Raw genomic sequence first — 15023 nt, 5'->3', positions numbered from 1 at the left:
GGTTACTCTGTATCGTCTTCCTGGCGAAGGCGATCAGCTGCATCTTCGAGCGCAGTCAGGATGGCTTTGCGCTCACGTTCGGTGATCTTGTCTGAATCCAGATACATAGCAAAGCCGCTGTGTTCGTGCTCCAGGAAGCTGCGATTGGGTCCCATGTCTCGACGGAAGTCGACGACTTCGTAGATCGGTACTGGCTTGCCGAAGCCTTTGACGGTGATTTCGCCTTTGTCTCGGCACATTATGCGGTCTTTGATCAGCGAGAAAGTTTCGTAGGAAATCAAAATCTCGCCCGCCTCGGCTAGAGATTCCAGTCGGCTGGCGAGGTTCACTTCCTTGCCGATAATGGTGTAATCCATACGGTTCTCGGCGCCGAAGTTACCAACAGTGGTGTAGCCGGTGCTGATGCCCATGCGTATTTCCAGTGGTGTTTTAATGCCTTGGCTGCGCCACTTCTGGCGCATAATCTTCATGTGTTTGCGCATGTCGATGGCCATAGACACGCAGGCAAACGCGTCTTCACGCTGGCCGCGGCTGGTCGGGTCTCCAAAAAATACCATAATGGAATCACCCACGAACTTATCGATGGTGCCACCGTAGCGCAGCGCCACTTGGGACATTTCGTTGAAGTAGTGGTTCAGGAGTTCGGTAAGGGCTTCGGGCTCCATCTCTTCAGACAGTTCGGTGAAGCCTTTAATGTCCGAAAAGAAAACGGCCAGCTTTTTCCGCTGGGTCTCAAGCCGAACATCTCGTTCTCCGGTAAAGATCGATTGCCAGACTTGCGGTGAGAGGTATTTTGACAATTTGTGAGAAAGCGCGATGGATTGCTCACGCTGGTTCTGAATTTGGGTTTTGGCGTAAAGCAGAGCTCTTGCCTGAACGTGCGAGTAATAGGCCGTCACGCAAATGTACACGCCGGTTGCTAACACAGCTATCACGCTGGTCAGAAGAGGGGCTTGCAGATTATCCGCGGTGCCGAGCGCGGCAATCGTGGCGGATAGAGATGCCCCCGTTAACGCGGTGCCAAACAGCCATTGGCGAACACCGCCGACGATCAAGCAGCTAAACATCAACATGAGAATGATGGCCGTGGTGGGTATAGCAACCAAACCCATTGCCCCGATTAATGCCCCGCCCATAGCGCAGTCCAGAAGCAACATTTTCTGACGAATGCGCGAGGAGTTTTTCAGGAATGTGCGTCGCGTGAGTAAATGGGCAATATGAGGCCAAACCATGGCCACCGCCACTAACCACAGAAGCCATTGAGCAAAAATGCCCTGGAAAACGCCGGTAACAATGACCAGTGACGTGGACGTGTAAGCCAGAATTCGGCCACCGTAGTCTGGCATCGGGGGGATAACGACTGTGTTATCGTAGGAGGCGTTTGTTGAAGTTTTGCCAGAATTGGCTGAAACGTTGCGAAGCTCTACCGGAGCACTCATCATTTTACTGGCGCACCCATACTGCCACGCTGAAGGTAGGCTTGCTTTGTTTTTCAGCGTTGTGATTTTGTTGAGTGTGGCTCATGGTGAATGCCGAATGTTTTTATTGGTAGTATCTGCGACTAAAGGTTAACAGTATTACGTATTAGTCACAATTAACCCACGTCAACAGAAACGATGATTTTGTGCACACTTGTATGAATAGCGAGAGTATATGAGTTCTATTACCCAGTTTCTTATGGAGCGTTCGTCAGAACCGCGGCTGGAAGCACCGGCTCCGCCACGGGAGGTGGTGGATGTTGCGCTTCAATGCGCTGCTCGTGCGCCAGATCACGCATTATTAAGGCCGTGGCGTTACCTCGTTATTGAAGGCCAAGCGTTGACGGCGCTAGGGGAGCTGTTTGCGCAAGCGTGCGGAGACAATGACGGCGATAAGGCGCGTGAGAGGGCCAAAAGCGCGCCCCTCAGGGCTCCTATGATCATCGTGGGTATCGCCTCCCCGAAACCCCATAAAAAGGTGCCGGATGTAGAGCAGATTATGTCTGCAGCTGCGGGTATGTCGTTCTTGTCACTGGCACTATCCGATGCCGGTTATGGCGTTATGTGGCGGTCAGGTTCGTTTGCTTATGACCCGGCTATTCTTGAAGGTTTGGGTTTAGCCGAGGGGGAAACAATTACAGGGTTCCTGTATACCGGCACCGTCTCTTCTGAAAAGCCGCCGGTTCCGCGCCCGTCATGTGCAGATTTTGTCGAGGAGTGGTCGGGGCCAAAGCAATCACGGCCCTGGAGCGTCTGACCGCAGGATGGCAAGGTGAGGAAATAGCTTGCCGCCTTTGCTCTGGTTTCTAACCAATTAGCAAGTAAAGCGACACCACAACTTCGTTTAATACCCTTTAAAACCTGCGGTCCCGCAGGTTTTTTCATTTTTGGCATCCCGTTTGCTTCATCTCTTTCAGAACGCAAAACCGGCAAACCCTGAGTCAGATAGCCGGAGCAGAATTCTGGAGGCGGTAATGGCAATTTCATTCGATAGCGCATTGGGTATTCATGAGCAGGCTCTTCAAGGCCGTGTTAAGCGGGCAGAAGTGCTGGCCAACAATATGGCTAACGCAGACACCCCTGGCTACAAGGCGCGGGACATCGATTTTCGGGCGATGATGCAGAAAGCGCAGAATGAAATGAACGGTGTTCAGATGGCGACAACCCACAGCGCGCACATGGACGTATCCGGAACGGCTGGCAGTGAGGGTGAATTATTGTACCGCACGCCCCACCAGCCTTCCATCGATGGTAATTCCGTGGATGCGCAGCAGGAACAAGCCCGTTTTATGCGCAACGCCATGGACTATCAGGCCAGCTTCCAGTTTCTCAGCAGCAAGTTTTCCGGACTGACCAAAGCCCTTAAGGGCGAGTAAGCCGCAGCCACTTTTGATTGAAGGAGACAGTCATGTCACTGGGTACCATTTTTGACATCGCGGGTTCAGGCATGACCGCGCAGTCCCTGCGGCTGAATACCACCGCCTCGAACATTGCTAACGCCGAAACCGCCAGCTCAAGCACAGAGGGAACTTACCGTGCGCGCAAGCCGGTGTTCGCTGCGATTCAGCAATCCATGTTGAACCCGGACCAGCAAACCTTTGGTGTCAGCCAGCAAGAAGGCGCGGGTGCCGGCGTTCGGGTAGAGGGAATCGTTGAAAGCGATGCAGAACTGCAGATGCGTTACGAGCCAAACCACCCGGCAGCGAATGAAGACGGCTATGTGTTCTACCCGAACGTCAATGTAGTGGAAGAAATGGCAGACATGATGTCGTCATCGCGAAGCTTTCAGATGAACGTGGATGTGATGAACACCGCTAAATCCATGATGCAGCGTATCTTGACGCTGGGTCAGCAGTAATAGGGCGAGGAGAGAGAGATGAGTGCAGTAAATTCAGCGTCCGTTGCCGATGTGCTGGGCCAGTACCGAGTTCAGCAAGACAGCAAGGCCCAAGGTGGCAGTGAGCTTGGTAAAGATGCCTTCATGGAATTGATGTTGGCACAGATGAAAAATCAGAATCCGCTGGAGCCACAAGACAACGGCGACTTCATTTCCCAGTTGGCGCAGTTCAGTTCTCTGGAAGAGATGCAGAACCTCACCGGCACGGTGGATGAGGTGGCAGGTCAGTTCCGCTCAAGTCAGGCGTTGCAAGCGTCGGCCATGGTGGGCAAGACCGTACTTGCGCCGTCCAGCGTGGGCATTCTGGGAACAGAGGGTGAAGTGACTGGCACGATAGAAGTGCCGGCTTCTACGGGTGGTTTGAGACTGTCTGTTATGAACCAGTCGGGCGAGCTCGTGCGCCAGATTGATATGGGCAGCAGTCAGGCCGGTGTGGTGTCTTTCCGTTGGGATGGTCAAGACGGCAACGGCAACGCTTTGCCGCCTGGCCCATACCAGATTATTGCGCAGGGTAGCTACCCATCCGGCCCCCAGCAGCTGGGTACGATGGTGAGTGCCAATGTAGACAGCGTGTCTCTAGCTAATGGTGGCTCCATCACTTTGAATCTCGCCGGCATGGGCTCGATTGCCCTGTCTGACGTCAAGCAAATTAACTGAGCCGGTGTCGGACCAGGAGGTATAAGTCATGGCATTTAATACAGGATTAAGTGGTCTGCGGGCCGCATCGGTGGATCTGGACGTAACCGGCAACAACATTGCCAACGCCAGTACAGTCGGATTTAAAGGCAGCAAAGTGCAGTTCGGTGATTTGTACGCCAACGGCTTTTTAAGTGGCGGGACAAACCCGGTCGGCGACGGTGTTCGGGTGCAGGATGTTAAGCAGTCGTTTGGCCAGGGCAACATCAGCTTCACCGATAGCGGGCTGGATATGGCCATCAGTGGCGATGGCTTTTTTATTCTGAGCAATAACGGTGAAACCCGTTACTCCCGGGCTGGCCAGTTCGGGATCGATAAAGACGGATTCGTGGTGAATAACCAGAACATGAAGGTTCAGGGTTATGTGGCTGATGATGACGGAAATCTGTCTGGTGTTCGTGGGGATTTGAGTATTGAAACCGGAAATCTCGCGCCGCGTAGGACGACGAATCTGGTAACGGATTTGAATTTGGATTCCAGGCAGCCGGTCCTGGAGCAGCAGGTTCGCAACTTTTCATTGGCATCTTCTGCCATGGCTGGCGGTGAATATAGGTTCACATATTCTGATGGTAGCCCTGACTTTAGTGTGGGGCCCATTCCGAGTCCTGCACCATCCGCTAAAGAAGTGGCTGACACGATTTCATCAGCTCCGGGTGTCAATGCTTCTGGGACTGAAACAGTAACAATTGCACCGCCAAGCGATGCAGATATTAACGACTCAGGGTTTGCGTTCAGTGTTGCTGGGGTTGCGCTTAGTAATCTAGATACGGTTACAACTTTGGAGGAGTTGGCCGCGGCGATATCCAATATAGCTGACAGCTCTATTTCGGCGAAGGTGAATACCAATACGGGCGCACTTGAGATCACTAATAGTGCCGGAGAGCAGTTTACTGCCGAGTGGAGTAGCACTAATAATAGTTCGGGAGGCCCGCAATCATCCGTGGGTGAAATTAGTGTTGTCTCAGACCGCAGTGTAAGTGGCGTTGTGACTCAGCCTACGGGTTCAACTGCTGGCCCTTTGGAGGCGGAGTTCAGAAATACTCAGCCAACTCCAATCAATGCCTTCAACCCATTAGACCAACGCACATACAATCACGCCACCTCAACGAAGATTTATGACAGCTTGGGTAACACCCACGAAATGACCCAGTTCTTTGTGAAGGAGCCATCTCCAGGAAATGGTGTGGGTCAAAGCCAGTGGTCGATTTATATAGAGATCGACGGCGAGATGGTCGCGGGTACGGATCAGCAGCCATACACCGCTCTGTTCAATCAGGACGGTCAGCTGGAGTCGATTAACGGCGATGTTAACGGAGAAATCATTATCACGGATTGGGTGCCGAAAGACCCGAACGGCGCCCCAAATGGTGCCGATGGTCCACCAGCGGATCCTTCAAGTGTGGTTAGTCCTATTCCGTTACCGGCCAATAGCTCAGCCTTTGTTCTGGATCTTGGCAGAGCCACGCAGTACGGCGCTACTTTTGGTGTAAATAATCAGCAGCAGAACGGTTATACAACCGGGCGGCTTTCAGGGCTGGATGTGTCTGGAGAGGGGGTGATCTTTGCCCGCTACACCAACGGCCAGTCCAAGGCATTGGGGCAGGTAGCGCTTGCATCGTTCAACAATACGAATGGCTTGTCTCCGGTGGGAGATACCACTTGGGTTGAGTCCTTCGAATCCGGGCAGCCCGTGATCGGCGCACCCGATACCGGAACCTTGGGTTCAATCAAGGCAAGCTCGGTTGAAGAGTCTAACGTTGATCTTTCAGCCGAGCTGGTCAACCTGATCATTGCCCAGCGCAACTATCAGGCGAACGCCAAGACCATTGAAACCTCGGATGCGGTCACCCAGACCATCATCAACCTCCGCTAATCCTTCCAAGTAAACATGGCATGACTCCTGCAGGAAGACTGGAAACAGTCAAAATTCCGGCAGGAGTTTGCCCATGGACAAAGCCCTCTACATTGGAATGTCTGGCGCCAAGCAGAACATGCTGGCCCAGCGTGCCCACGCCAACAACCTCGCCAACGTGAACACCACGGGGTTCAAGAAGGATTTTGCTCAGGCCCGCAGCATGCCGGTGTTTGGTGAGCATCATCCTACCCGCGCCTATGCTATGACCGAGCGGCCAGGCACAGATCTTTCCGCCGGTGCGCTGATGGATACCGGTCGAAAACTAGATGTTGCCGTTGAAGGCGACGGTTGGTTGGCGGTTCAGAACAATCAAGGCGAAGAAGTGTTCACCCGCAGCGGCAGCCTTCAGGTAGATGTAAACGGTTTGGTTCGCATGCCCAGTGGCGAGTTGGTGCTGGGTAATGGTGGGCCAGTTGCCTTGCCACCGTTCGATGATCTTCTGATTGGCGCGGATGGCACCGTTTCCGTCGTACCAGTCGGAGGCCCGCCCGATCAGTTGGTGGAAGTGGATCGCCTGAAATTGGTCAATCCACCGGCGGATGCGTTGGAAAAGGGGCTAGACGGATTTATCCGCCGCAAGCCGGGGCAGGCGATTGGCGCGGTTGAGCCCGCGGACGCCAATATGCGCGTTGCGACAGGGTTTTTGGAAAGCTCCAATGTCAATGCAGTGGAAGAGATGATCTCCAACCTCCAACTGTCTCGCCAATACGAGATGCAGGTGAAGGTTATGTCTACCGCTAACGAGAATTCCGAGGCAACGGCACGACTGTTGCAGAATCTCTGATAACGCTGATTTAAGCATCACCGGCCGGCATCAAGCGGCAAACAATGGCCGCTTCTGCAGCCGGCAAGGTAAGGAGTAGAAACATGCATCCAGCACTATGGGTCAGTAAAACCGGGTTGAGTGCACAGGACACCAACCTGTCCACCATCTCCAACAACCTGGCGAACGTGAACACCACAGGTTTTAAGCGGGATCGTGCGGTGTTTCAGGATCTGCTGTATCAGATCAACCGCCAGCCCGGCGGAATGAGCACCGAGAACACCGAACTGCCGTCTGGTCTGCAACTCGGTACGGGTGTGCGCGTGGTGGGCACGGCGAAGCAGTTCAGCCAGGGCAATCTGCAGATTACCGAGCAGCCACTGGATATGGCCGTTAATGGTCGGGGTTTCTTCCAGATTGCCATGCCTGATGGCCAGATTGCCTATACCCGTGACGGCCAGTTCCAATTGAATTCCAATGGAGATGTCGTCACACCTGACGGCTACCCGCTGGAACCGAACATCAATGTGCCGGAAGACACGACGAACGTAACCATCGGTCGCGACGGCACGGTTACGGCGGTCACGAATGATCAGGCGGCGCCGGTCAATCTGGGGCAGATCACGCTTGTGAACTTCATTAACCCGCAGGGATTACAGGCGATTGGTAACAACCTGTTCAAGGAAACCAATGCCAGTGGTGATCCGCAAGAAGGCGAACCGGGGCTGGCGGGAATTGGCACCATCGAGCAGGGCACCGTTGAATCTTCGAACGTGGAAGTGGTGGAGGAGTTGGTCAACATGATCACCACTCAGCGCGCCTACGAGATGAACTCAAAGGTGGTTTCCACAACCGATCAGATGCTTCAGTTCATTACCAACAATATTGGGTAAGTTATGAATCGCATACATCAAACCTGGACAGCAAAGCGCGTGGCCACACTGGCATTGGTGGGAGGCCTTATTATTTTGCAAGGCTGCACGGCCATGACCCGCCCTCGTGCGATGCCAGACGACCCGGCGTATGCGCCGGTGCGTGCTCAGGCCATGATGCAGCGTGACCCGGACTCCGGCTCTATTTATCAGGTATCCCGTAACTACAACATCTACGGTGACACCAAAGCACTGAACGTTGGAGATGTGCTGACGGTCTTGTTGGAAGAGTCCACTCGAGCCAGCAAAAATGCCGAAACCACCATCACCAAAGACCAGGAGTTGAGCCTTCCTGAACCCAACATCTTCGGAAAGAACAACATCGGCCTGAATGCCTCGGCCAACCTAGAGCGGGATTTCGCAGGCTCCGCTGAAGCCGATCAAAGCAATAGCTTGGCCGGAAGCATCACCGTGACAGTAACGGAAGTTTTACCGAACGGCGTGCTGCGGATCCGTGGCGAGAAGTGGCTCTCCCTGACCAATGGTGATGAGTACATCCGCCTGACCGGCATGGTTCGCCCACAGGACATCGCGCCGGACAACACTGTGGCTTCCAATCGAATCGCGGATGCCCGTTTTGCCTATGGCGGAACCGGTGACTTTGATCAGGCTAATCAAATGGGCTGGTTGGCCCGCTTCTTTAACAGTGAGTGGTGGCCGTTATGATCCGCAAACTTTGTGTTGTTTTTACCTTGTTAGCGGCGATCGCATCGCCGGTCGCGGCGGACCGGTTGAAAGATCTGGCGAAAGTAAAAGGTGTCCGGAACAACCAGCTGATTGGCTATGGTTTGGTGGTGGGGCTGGACGGTACGGGTGATAAAGCCCCGTTCACCAACCAGACCTTCCGGAACATGATGAATCAGTTCGGCATCACGCTTCCGGACGGTGTTAATCCGAAGTTGGCTAACGTGGCGGCAGTTACTGTGAGCGCCACGCTGCCGGCCTTCGCCAAATCCGGCCAGGAACTGGATATCACCGTATCGTCTATTGGCAATGCCGGCAGTTTGCGGGGCGGCACATTGCTTATGACCCCTCTGAAGGGCGCTGATGGCCAAGTATATGCTATGGCCCAGGGTAGTTTGGTTGTAGGCGGATTTGGTGCCCAGGGGCTAGACGGCTCGCGCATCACCGTGAACGTGCCGAGTGTTGGCCGCATTCCGAATGGGGCAACCATTGAGCGGGAAGTGGCTTCGCCGTTCAATCGTGGCGACACCATCACGTTTAACTTATTGCGTGCTGATTTTACGACGGCTCGTCGAGTGGTTGAGGCCATCAACAGCCATTTGGGGCCTGATATGGCCTATGCCCACGACCCCACATCTATTTCAGTCAGAGCGCCGCGGGACCCTTCCCAGCGAGTGAGTTTTCTGTCGATTGTCGAAAACATTGAGGTCGACCCCGCTGAAGAGTCCGCCAAGGTGGTCATTAACAGCCGTACCGGCACCATCGTGGTTGGCCAGAATGTGAAGGTGAGCCCAGCGGCCATAACCCACGGCAATCTCACGGTAACTATTCAGGAAAACCCAGAAGTGGTTCAGCCTAATCCGTTTGCCGGTGGTAGCACTGAGGTGCAGCAAAACACTCAGATAGCCGTGACCGAAGACCCGGCCCGGATGTTCCAGTTTGGCCCAGCGACCACGCTCAATGAAATTGTTCAGGCGGTGAACCAGGTTGGAGCGGCGCCCGGTGATGTCATGGCGGTTCTGGAAGCTCTGAAGCAGGCCGGCGCATTGCGTGCCGAGCTGATTGTGATTTAGGGGTAGTCATGCAGGACCATCGCATACAGCAAGCTCAGGTATACACCGATTTCAGTGGTCTTAACGCGTTGAAGACTCAGGCTCGCACCGATAAAAAAGCGGCTCTGGAGCAAGTGGCAAAACAGTTCGAGAGCCTGTTCCTGTCGGAAATGCTCAAGTCGATGCGTAAAGCGGGCGATGTATTTGCGGAAGGCAATTACCTGAACAGCAACGAGAGCGAATTCTACCGGGACATGTTTGATAGCCAGATCAGTCTGAGTATGGCGACTGGCTCAGGGACCGGTTTGGCGGAAGCGCTGGTACGGCAGTTGGGTGAGAGTATCCCGGGTGTGGCGTCTAATGGCGAAAAACTGGCAGGTCACAAGGCTACGCTGGTGGATTACGACCGCACTTTGCCTGCCATTTCTCCCGCATTACCTGAACGAATGAAGGCGGTAGAGGAAGTGGTGCAGGCTTTGCCCGGCGCTGTTTCCGAATTGAGCCCTAATACACAATTGCCTGCCACCTTTGAAAGCGCTGAGCACTTTGTCAGCGAGTTGATGCCTTATGCCCAGCGCATCGGGCAGGAGAGTGGTATTGACCCTCGCTTGATGGTTGCTCAAGCAGCGCTGGAAACAGGGTGGGGCAAGCACATGATTGAAGGTGACGGTAACGAGCCGAGCTTCAACCTGTTTGGCATCAAGGCTGACAGCCGTTGGAATGGAGATGCAGTCACCATTACAACCACTGAGTTTCGTGGCGGTGTTGCGATGAAGGAACGGGCAGACTTCCGGGCGTATCCGGATTACGAAGCCAGCTTTCGTGATTATGTGGAATTCCTTCAAAGCAATCCGCGCTATAAAGATGTGCTTTCTTCAGCAGGCGAGCCTGAAGTATTCGCAGAAAAACTGCAGCAAGCTGGTTACGCCACCGATCCGGAATACGGTTCCAAGATTCGCCGGATTATGAATCGTGATTCCCTGATGACGTTGTCCATGGGCAACGGCGGGATAAAGGAGTAACAGGTCATGGCAGGATTAATCGGGATAGGCTTGTCGGGTGTGCTCAGTCACCAGAACGCGCTCAATACCACGGCCAATAACATTACCAACGCCAATACCCCGGGCTACAGTCGTCAGGAAGTTCACTTTGCGACGCAGGAAGGCAACCGCACAGGTGCCGGGACGGTGGGAACGGGCGTTACCATCGAAAATATCCGTCGCCTGGCAAACGAATACTTGACGCAGCAGTTGCGCGAAGACAGCACGCTGTTTGGGGAACAGAACGCCCTCAATGCCGAGCTGACTCAGTTGGACAACTTGCTCGGTGGTGAGAGCACCGGGCTGAACGGCGCGCTGAACAACTTCTTTGCCTCGCTGCAAAATGCGGCAGAAGACCCAACGTCTTTGCCGCAGCGCCAGTTGGTGCTGAGTGAAGCGCAGCAGGTGGTGAATCGCTTTCAGGCCCTGAACGAACAGTTCATACAGCAGCGGGAATCCGTCAAGACACAGATGAAGCAGGGCGTGCAGGATGCCAACACATTACTGAAAAATATTGCGGATCTGAACCTGGCCATTTCCGAATCGCCCGGTATTGCTCAGGGCAAAATGCCTCTTGAGTTGATGGATAAGAGAGACGAAAACCTTCGGGAGCTGTCTGCGCTGGTCGGTATTCGGGTTACTCATACCGATGGCAGCCAAGTGAATGTGTCACTCGCCAACGGGCAGTCACTCGTTACGGGTTCCGATGCCGCTCAACTTGGTACCAGAGTCAGTGCGCAAGATCCGACACAGTTGGAATTTACACTGACCAGCGGTGGTCGAATGTTGCAGGTCGATGACCAGATTCAGGGTGGGTCTTTGGGTGGTTTGCGCCGCTTCGAGCAGGAAGCTTTGAGGCCGGCCTTCGATGAACTTGGCCGTTTGGCGATTGGTATTTCTGCTGCCATGAACCACCAGCACGAAATCGGCATCGACCTGGAAGGTGATCTGGGCGGCAACTTCTTCACGGATATAAACAATGTAGAGCTGCAGCGCAGCCGTGTGATTGCCAACGGCAACAACTCAGAGCCCCAAAACGCACAGCTGGCTGTGGAGATTACCGACAGCAGTTTGTTGGCTGCCGGTACTTGGTCGTTGAAGTTCAGCGGTGACGGCAAAAGCTATCAGTTGGTGGATGCATCAACAGGCGAAGTGGCCCGCCAAGGGCGGTTGCCGGACCCTGTGCAGTCTGAAATCAGCATGCCGGGCTTTAACGTGCGGATTGAAGGCGGTGACTTTAATGCCGGGGATGAGTATCTGATTCAGCCCAGTCGAAACGCAGCGGCGAATATTGCTCTGAACGTTCGTCGGGAAGAGGATCTTGCGTTTGCGAGTCCTATTCGGGCTAGTGCAGCGGAGGGCAATCTCGGAACGGCAAGCATTTCGCAGGGGAAGATGTTGAATGTTCGCAACCCCAATACCAATGCGTTGTTGCCTGGATTTCAAACTCGTGGTGAGTTGTCTAACGGCCCGATAAAGATTGAGTTCGGCGCATACGATTCAAATAGCGAAACGTATAGTTACACCATTAGGGATAACGCCAACAATGAGCTGGAATCGGGAAATTACGACCCTAAAAAAGTTCATACGTTTTTCAGTGAAGACCCATCTGACGGCACCCGCTACCAAGGCTATCAGTTTGAAATGACCGGCGAGCCTGCCGAGGGTGATGAATTTGTCATCGATTTCAATAAAAACGGCGTTTCTGATAACCGAAACGCCGAATTGCTGGCGGCGCTGGGCACGGCAAACACCCTGAACGGCGGTAGCCAGAACTTTGCCGAAGGATACGCCGGTTTGGTGGAAGATGTGGGTGTGAAAACCCGTCAGAGCCAACTTGATAAGGCTGCGGGCCAAACGCTATTGGAGCAGTCTAATAATCAGCGTGAATCTGTATCCGGGGTTAATTTGGATGAAGAGGCAGGCAAGCTGATTCAGTATCAGGCGGCTTACAACGCTTCGGCGCAGGTTATGTCGGTGGCGCAGGACTTGTTCAACACGTTGCTGCAAAGCTTCCGGTAAGGTGAGGTAAGGTAAAATGGTCCGCATTTCATCACAACAAATCTTCTCCGGTGGTATTAACCGGATGCAGGATGTTAATAGCGATCTGGTCAAGACGCAGCAGCAGATTTCCACGGGCAAAAAAGTTAATAAGCCCTCCGACGATCCGGTAGCGGCCGCTCGTATTCTTAAGCTCGATCAGGATCTGAGCCGCGTTGAAACCTATCAACGTAATTCGGACCTGGCGAACAATCGCTTGAAGCAGGAAGAAAGCGCGTTGGCGAGTGCCATCGACATCATTCAGCGGGTACGTGAGTTAACGGTTCAAGCGGGAAATAGCTCGTTGTCTGCTAATGATCGCAAGTCAATTTCATCTGAACTCAAAGAGCGGTTAGGGCAGTTGGCTGATGTGGCCAACACGCGCGACGCTTCGGGTGAGTATGTCTTTAGCGGCTTTCAGGGTGGTTCGCCGGCTTTCGCCAAAGATGAATCGGGTGCTTGGGTTTACCAAGGGGACGAAGGACAGCGTGTGTTGGAGATTGATGATGGCGTGACTGTGCCGATCAGCGATCACGGGAAGGGGATTTTTGCGGATGTGCCCGCGGCCGTTTCGGTGAAGGCATCCGGCCCTACCAGCGGATTTATTTCGGGTTTGTCCCTTACCAATGAAGGTGCGCTTAAAACTGCGTTTCAACCTTCGTTGCCGGATGACCTGACGGTTAGGGTAGGTGCTTCGGATGCTGTGTCAGTGGAGGACAAAGATGGTAACCCGATGGTAACTACGCCCTCGAATCCAGTGGTTGGTGATTCGTTTGAGGTGGCCGGAATTCAGATGACGGTCAATGATGCTGCCGCGGGCGACACGTTTACGCTTGGCATCAACGACAAACAATCCATCTTCGGTACTATCGAAAATCTCATAACCGGTCTGAATAACATCTCGAAGGATTCGCCAAAGGGTAATGCTGAATACGATGCCTTGATATCAGAATCTTTGGTCAATCTGGACAACGGCCAGGAGTCTATTCTTCTTAAGCAAACCGAAATAGGCGGCCGTATGAACGCGGTGGAATCAACCAGTGCGTTTTTGGAAGATTCAGCGCTCTATACCAAGGAGATTCGGTCGCAGCTTCAGGATATTGATTATGCTGAAGCAATAAGCAATTTGAGTTTTCAAAGCTTTGTATTGCAGGCCGCTCAGCAGTCGTTTGCGCAGATCTCACGGTTGTCATTATTTGATCGATTGTAATTGTTTGAGGCGGTGGGAAATTTTTTTTCTGTGCGTGTTGCTTTCAGACTCAGGCTCAGTATAATTCCCACCACTTCCTGATGGCGGCGTGGTGAAATTGGTAGACACGACGGATTCAAAATCCGTTTCCTTAACGGGAGTGGCGGTTCGAGTCCGCCCGCCGCTACCACTTATTGGCCGTACTCTACGGCATCTTAAATAGCCGGCCCATGAACGTCTCCGATTTTCATTTTGACCTGCCGGACGAGTTGATCGCCCGTTATCCGCTTAAACAACGCAGTGCCTCTCGTTTGCTGACCCTTGATGGGTCCTCCGGCAATACCAAGCATCTTCAGTTTACTGATCTCCCGGATTTACTCGAACCCGGTGACCTTCTTGTATTCAACAATACCCGCGTTATTCCTGCCCGCTTGTTTGGTCAGAAAGAGACGGGTGGTCGTGTTGAGGTGCTCGTGGAGCGATTGCTGGGCGAGCGCGAGATTCTTGCGCACGCTCGAGCTTCCAAAGCGCTGAAAGAAGGGCAGAAAGTTATCCTGGAAGATGGTTCCTCGCTAACGATGGTTGGTCGGGAAGATGCCTTGTTCCGATTCGTGAACGAAGGCGACGAAGCCATTCTCGATTTGCTTGAGCGCATTGGCCATATGCCACTCCCGCCGTATATGGAGCGGGACGATGATCTTTCTGATCGCGAGCGTTATCAAACGGTCTACGCCAGAGAGGCCGGAGCGGTTGCAGCGCCGACAGCGGGTTTGCACTTCGATGATGCTTTGCTGGAAATATTGAAGGCTAAAGGCGTCGAGTTTGCCTACGTGACCCTGCATGTTGGCGCAGGCACGTTTCAGCCGGTACGAGTCGACAAGATCGAAGAGCACGTGATGCACAGTGAGGTTGCGCATGTGCCCGAAGAGACGGTCGAGGCTGTCCGCCAAGCACGGGCGAGAGGCGGAAGAGTGGTCGCTGTTGGCACCACTTCCGTGCGCTCACTGGAATCCGCCAGTCAGACCGGCGAGCTAAGTACCTTTCGGGGTGAAACGGATATTTTCATTTATCCCGGTTATCGATTTAACACCGTGGATGCCATGGTGACCAATTTTCACTTGCCCGAATCGACACTGATCATGCTGGTCAGTGCGTTTGCCGGGTACGACAATATTATGAACGCCTACCGGCAAGCGGTAGATCAACAGTATCGATTTTTCAGCTACGGCGATGCGATGTTCCTGACAGCACAGGAACCAAGTCGTGGCAGGTTGGCAGCCTCTGAATCAATTGACCCAGCCACCTCCGATTCCAGTGGAGAACCCTAGTGAGTGATT

At 53.6% G+C, this 15023-nt stretch carries 14 protein-coding genes and 1 tRNA gene; 14 read left to right on the top strand and 1 reads right to left on the bottom strand.

What is annotated here, in order from left to right; translation table 11 throughout:
• Positions 1 to 2: 2 nt before the first annotated feature.
• Positions 3 to 1442, bottom strand: coding sequence for an adenylate/guanylate cyclase domain-containing protein (locus tag ACNQ6O_RS06255; protein WP_418052390.1), 1440 nt, complete (start codon positions 1440 to 1442; stop codon positions 3 to 5).
• A 211-nt stretch (positions 1443 to 1653) separates the two neighbouring features.
• Between ACNQ6O_RS06255 and ACNQ6O_RS06250 the strand changes: the two genes are divergently transcribed.
• From ACNQ6O_RS06250 to queA, 14 genes are all read left to right on the top strand, one after another.
• On the top strand, positions 1654 to 2235 hold the full coding sequence (locus ACNQ6O_RS06250) for a nitroreductase (protein ID WP_418052389.1): 582 nt from the start codon (positions 1654 to 1656) through the stop codon (positions 2233 to 2235).
• 217 nt (positions 2236 to 2452) lie between these two features.
• Positions 2453 to 2854, top strand: a complete 402-nt coding sequence (flgB, locus tag ACNQ6O_RS06245) for a flagellar basal body rod protein FlgB (protein WP_418052388.1) — start codon at positions 2453 to 2455, stop codon at positions 2852 to 2854.
• A gap of 32 nt (positions 2855 to 2886) precedes the next feature.
• The gene (gene flgC, locus ACNQ6O_RS06240; protein WP_418052387.1) at positions 2887 to 3336 is read left to right on the top strand and encodes a flagellar basal body rod protein FlgC; all 450 of its coding nucleotides are present in this window, start codon (positions 2887 to 2889) and stop codon (positions 3334 to 3336) included.
• An 18-nt stretch (positions 3337 to 3354) separates the two neighbouring features.
• Positions 3355 to 4032: a flagellar hook assembly protein FlgD gene (locus ACNQ6O_RS06235; protein ID WP_418052386.1), complete on the top strand. Its 678-nt coding sequence runs from the start codon at positions 3355 to 3357 to the stop codon at positions 4030 to 4032.
• A gap of 28 nt (positions 4033 to 4060) precedes the next feature.
• Complete coding sequence (locus ACNQ6O_RS06230) at positions 4061 to 5944, top strand: flagellar hook protein FlgE (protein WP_418052385.1); 1884 nt, start codon at positions 4061 to 4063, stop codon at positions 5942 to 5944.
• Between the two features lie 73 nt (positions 5945 to 6017).
• Positions 6018 to 6770, top strand: coding sequence for a flagellar basal body rod protein FlgF (locus tag ACNQ6O_RS06225; RefSeq protein WP_418052384.1), 753 nt, complete (start codon positions 6018 to 6020; stop codon positions 6768 to 6770).
• An 83-nt stretch (positions 6771 to 6853) separates the two neighbouring features.
• On the top strand, positions 6854 to 7642 hold the full coding sequence (gene flgG, locus ACNQ6O_RS06220) for a flagellar basal-body rod protein FlgG (protein WP_418052383.1): 789 nt from the start codon (positions 6854 to 6856) through the stop codon (positions 7640 to 7642).
• Positions 7643 to 7645: 3 nt separating this feature from the next.
• A complete protein-coding gene (flgH, locus tag ACNQ6O_RS06215; protein WP_418052382.1) occupies positions 7646 to 8347 on the top strand; it encodes a flagellar basal body L-ring protein FlgH in 702 nt (233 codons plus the stop codon).
• Positions 8344 to 9438 carry a flagellar basal body P-ring protein FlgI gene (locus ACNQ6O_RS06210; RefSeq protein ID WP_418052381.1) on the top strand — a complete coding sequence of 365 codons (1095 nt, stop codon included), beginning with the start codon at positions 8344 to 8346 and terminating at the stop codon, positions 9436 to 9438. The genes flgH and ACNQ6O_RS06210 overlap by 4 nt, the downstream gene beginning before the upstream one ends.
• Before the next feature lie 8 nt (positions 9439 to 9446).
• Complete coding sequence (flgJ, locus tag ACNQ6O_RS06205; RefSeq protein ID WP_418052380.1) at positions 9447 to 10439, top strand: flagellar assembly peptidoglycan hydrolase FlgJ; 993 nt, start codon at positions 9447 to 9449, stop codon at positions 10437 to 10439.
• A gap of 6 nt (positions 10440 to 10445) precedes the next feature.
• Positions 10446 to 12479, top strand: coding sequence for a flagellar hook-associated protein FlgK (flgK, locus tag ACNQ6O_RS06200; RefSeq protein WP_418052379.1), 2034 nt, complete (start codon positions 10446 to 10448; stop codon positions 12477 to 12479).
• 16 nt (positions 12480 to 12495) lie between these two features.
• Positions 12496 to 13707: a flagellar hook-associated protein FlgL gene (gene flgL / locus ACNQ6O_RS06195; RefSeq protein ID WP_418052378.1), complete on the top strand. Its 1212-nt coding sequence runs from the start codon at positions 12496 to 12498 to the stop codon at positions 13705 to 13707.
• An 82-nt stretch (positions 13708 to 13789) separates the two neighbouring features.
• Positions 13790 to 13876 (top strand) — tRNA-Leu (locus ACNQ6O_RS06190).
• A 40-nt stretch (positions 13877 to 13916) separates the two neighbouring features.
• The gene (gene queA / locus ACNQ6O_RS06185) at positions 13917 to 15014 is read left to right on the top strand and encodes a tRNA preQ1(34) S-adenosylmethionine ribosyltransferase-isomerase QueA (protein WP_418052377.1); all 1098 of its coding nucleotides are present in this window, start codon (positions 13917 to 13919) and stop codon (positions 15012 to 15014) included.
• The last annotated feature ends 9 nt before the right edge of the window (positions 15015 to 15023 follow it).

Origin of the sequence: Marinobacter sp. SBS5 (assembly GCF_048285575.1) — a bacterium.
Taxonomy (GTDB): domain Bacteria; phylum Pseudomonadota; class Gammaproteobacteria; order Pseudomonadales; family Oleiphilaceae; genus Marinobacter.
The sequence above is the reverse complement of the archived record's forward strand: the minus strand, read 5'-3'. Positions and strand labels throughout refer to the sequence as shown.

Excerpts from the sequence above, each read along its gene's own strand:
- ACNQ6O_RS06250 (WP_418052389.1), top strand. The coding sequence starts at position 1,654 with ATGAGTTCTATTACCCAGTTTCTTATGGAGCGTTCGTCAGAACCGCGG.
- flgH (WP_418052382.1), top strand. The coding sequence starts at position 7,646 with ATGAATCGCATACATCAAACCTGGACAGCAAAGCGCGTGGCCACACTG.
- flgB (WP_418052388.1), top strand. The coding sequence starts at position 2,453 with ATGGCAATTTCATTCGATAGCGCATTGGGTATTCATGAGCAGGCTCTT.
- ACNQ6O_RS06255 (WP_418052390.1), bottom strand. The coding sequence starts at position 1,442 with ATGATGAGTGCTCCGGTAGAGCTTCGCAACGTTTCAGCCAATTCTGGC.
- queA (WP_418052377.1), top strand. The coding sequence starts at position 13,917 with ATGAACGTCTCCGATTTTCATTTTGACCTGCCGGACGAGTTGATCGCC.
- ACNQ6O_RS06235 (WP_418052386.1), top strand. The coding sequence starts at position 3,355 with ATGAGTGCAGTAAATTCAGCGTCCGTTGCCGATGTGCTGGGCCAGTAC.
- flgL (WP_418052378.1), top strand. The coding sequence starts at position 12,496 with ATGGTCCGCATTTCATCACAACAAATCTTCTCCGGTGGTATTAACCGG.
- ACNQ6O_RS06230 (WP_418052385.1), top strand. The coding sequence starts at position 4,061 with ATGGCATTTAATACAGGATTAAGTGGTCTGCGGGCCGCATCGGTGGAT.
- flgG (WP_418052383.1), top strand. The coding sequence starts at position 6,854 with ATGCATCCAGCACTATGGGTCAGTAAAACCGGGTTGAGTGCACAGGAC.
- flgJ (WP_418052380.1), top strand. The coding sequence starts at position 9,447 with ATGCAGGACCATCGCATACAGCAAGCTCAGGTATACACCGATTTCAGT.
- flgC (WP_418052387.1), top strand. The coding sequence starts at position 2,887 with ATGTCACTGGGTACCATTTTTGACATCGCGGGTTCAGGCATGACCGCG.
- ACNQ6O_RS06210 (WP_418052381.1), top strand. The coding sequence starts at position 8,344 with ATGATCCGCAAACTTTGTGTTGTTTTTACCTTGTTAGCGGCGATCGCA.
- ACNQ6O_RS06225 (WP_418052384.1), top strand. The coding sequence starts at position 6,018 with ATGGACAAAGCCCTCTACATTGGAATGTCTGGCGCCAAGCAGAACATG.
- flgK (WP_418052379.1), top strand. The coding sequence starts at position 10,446 with ATGGCAGGATTAATCGGGATAGGCTTGTCGGGTGTGCTCAGTCACCAG.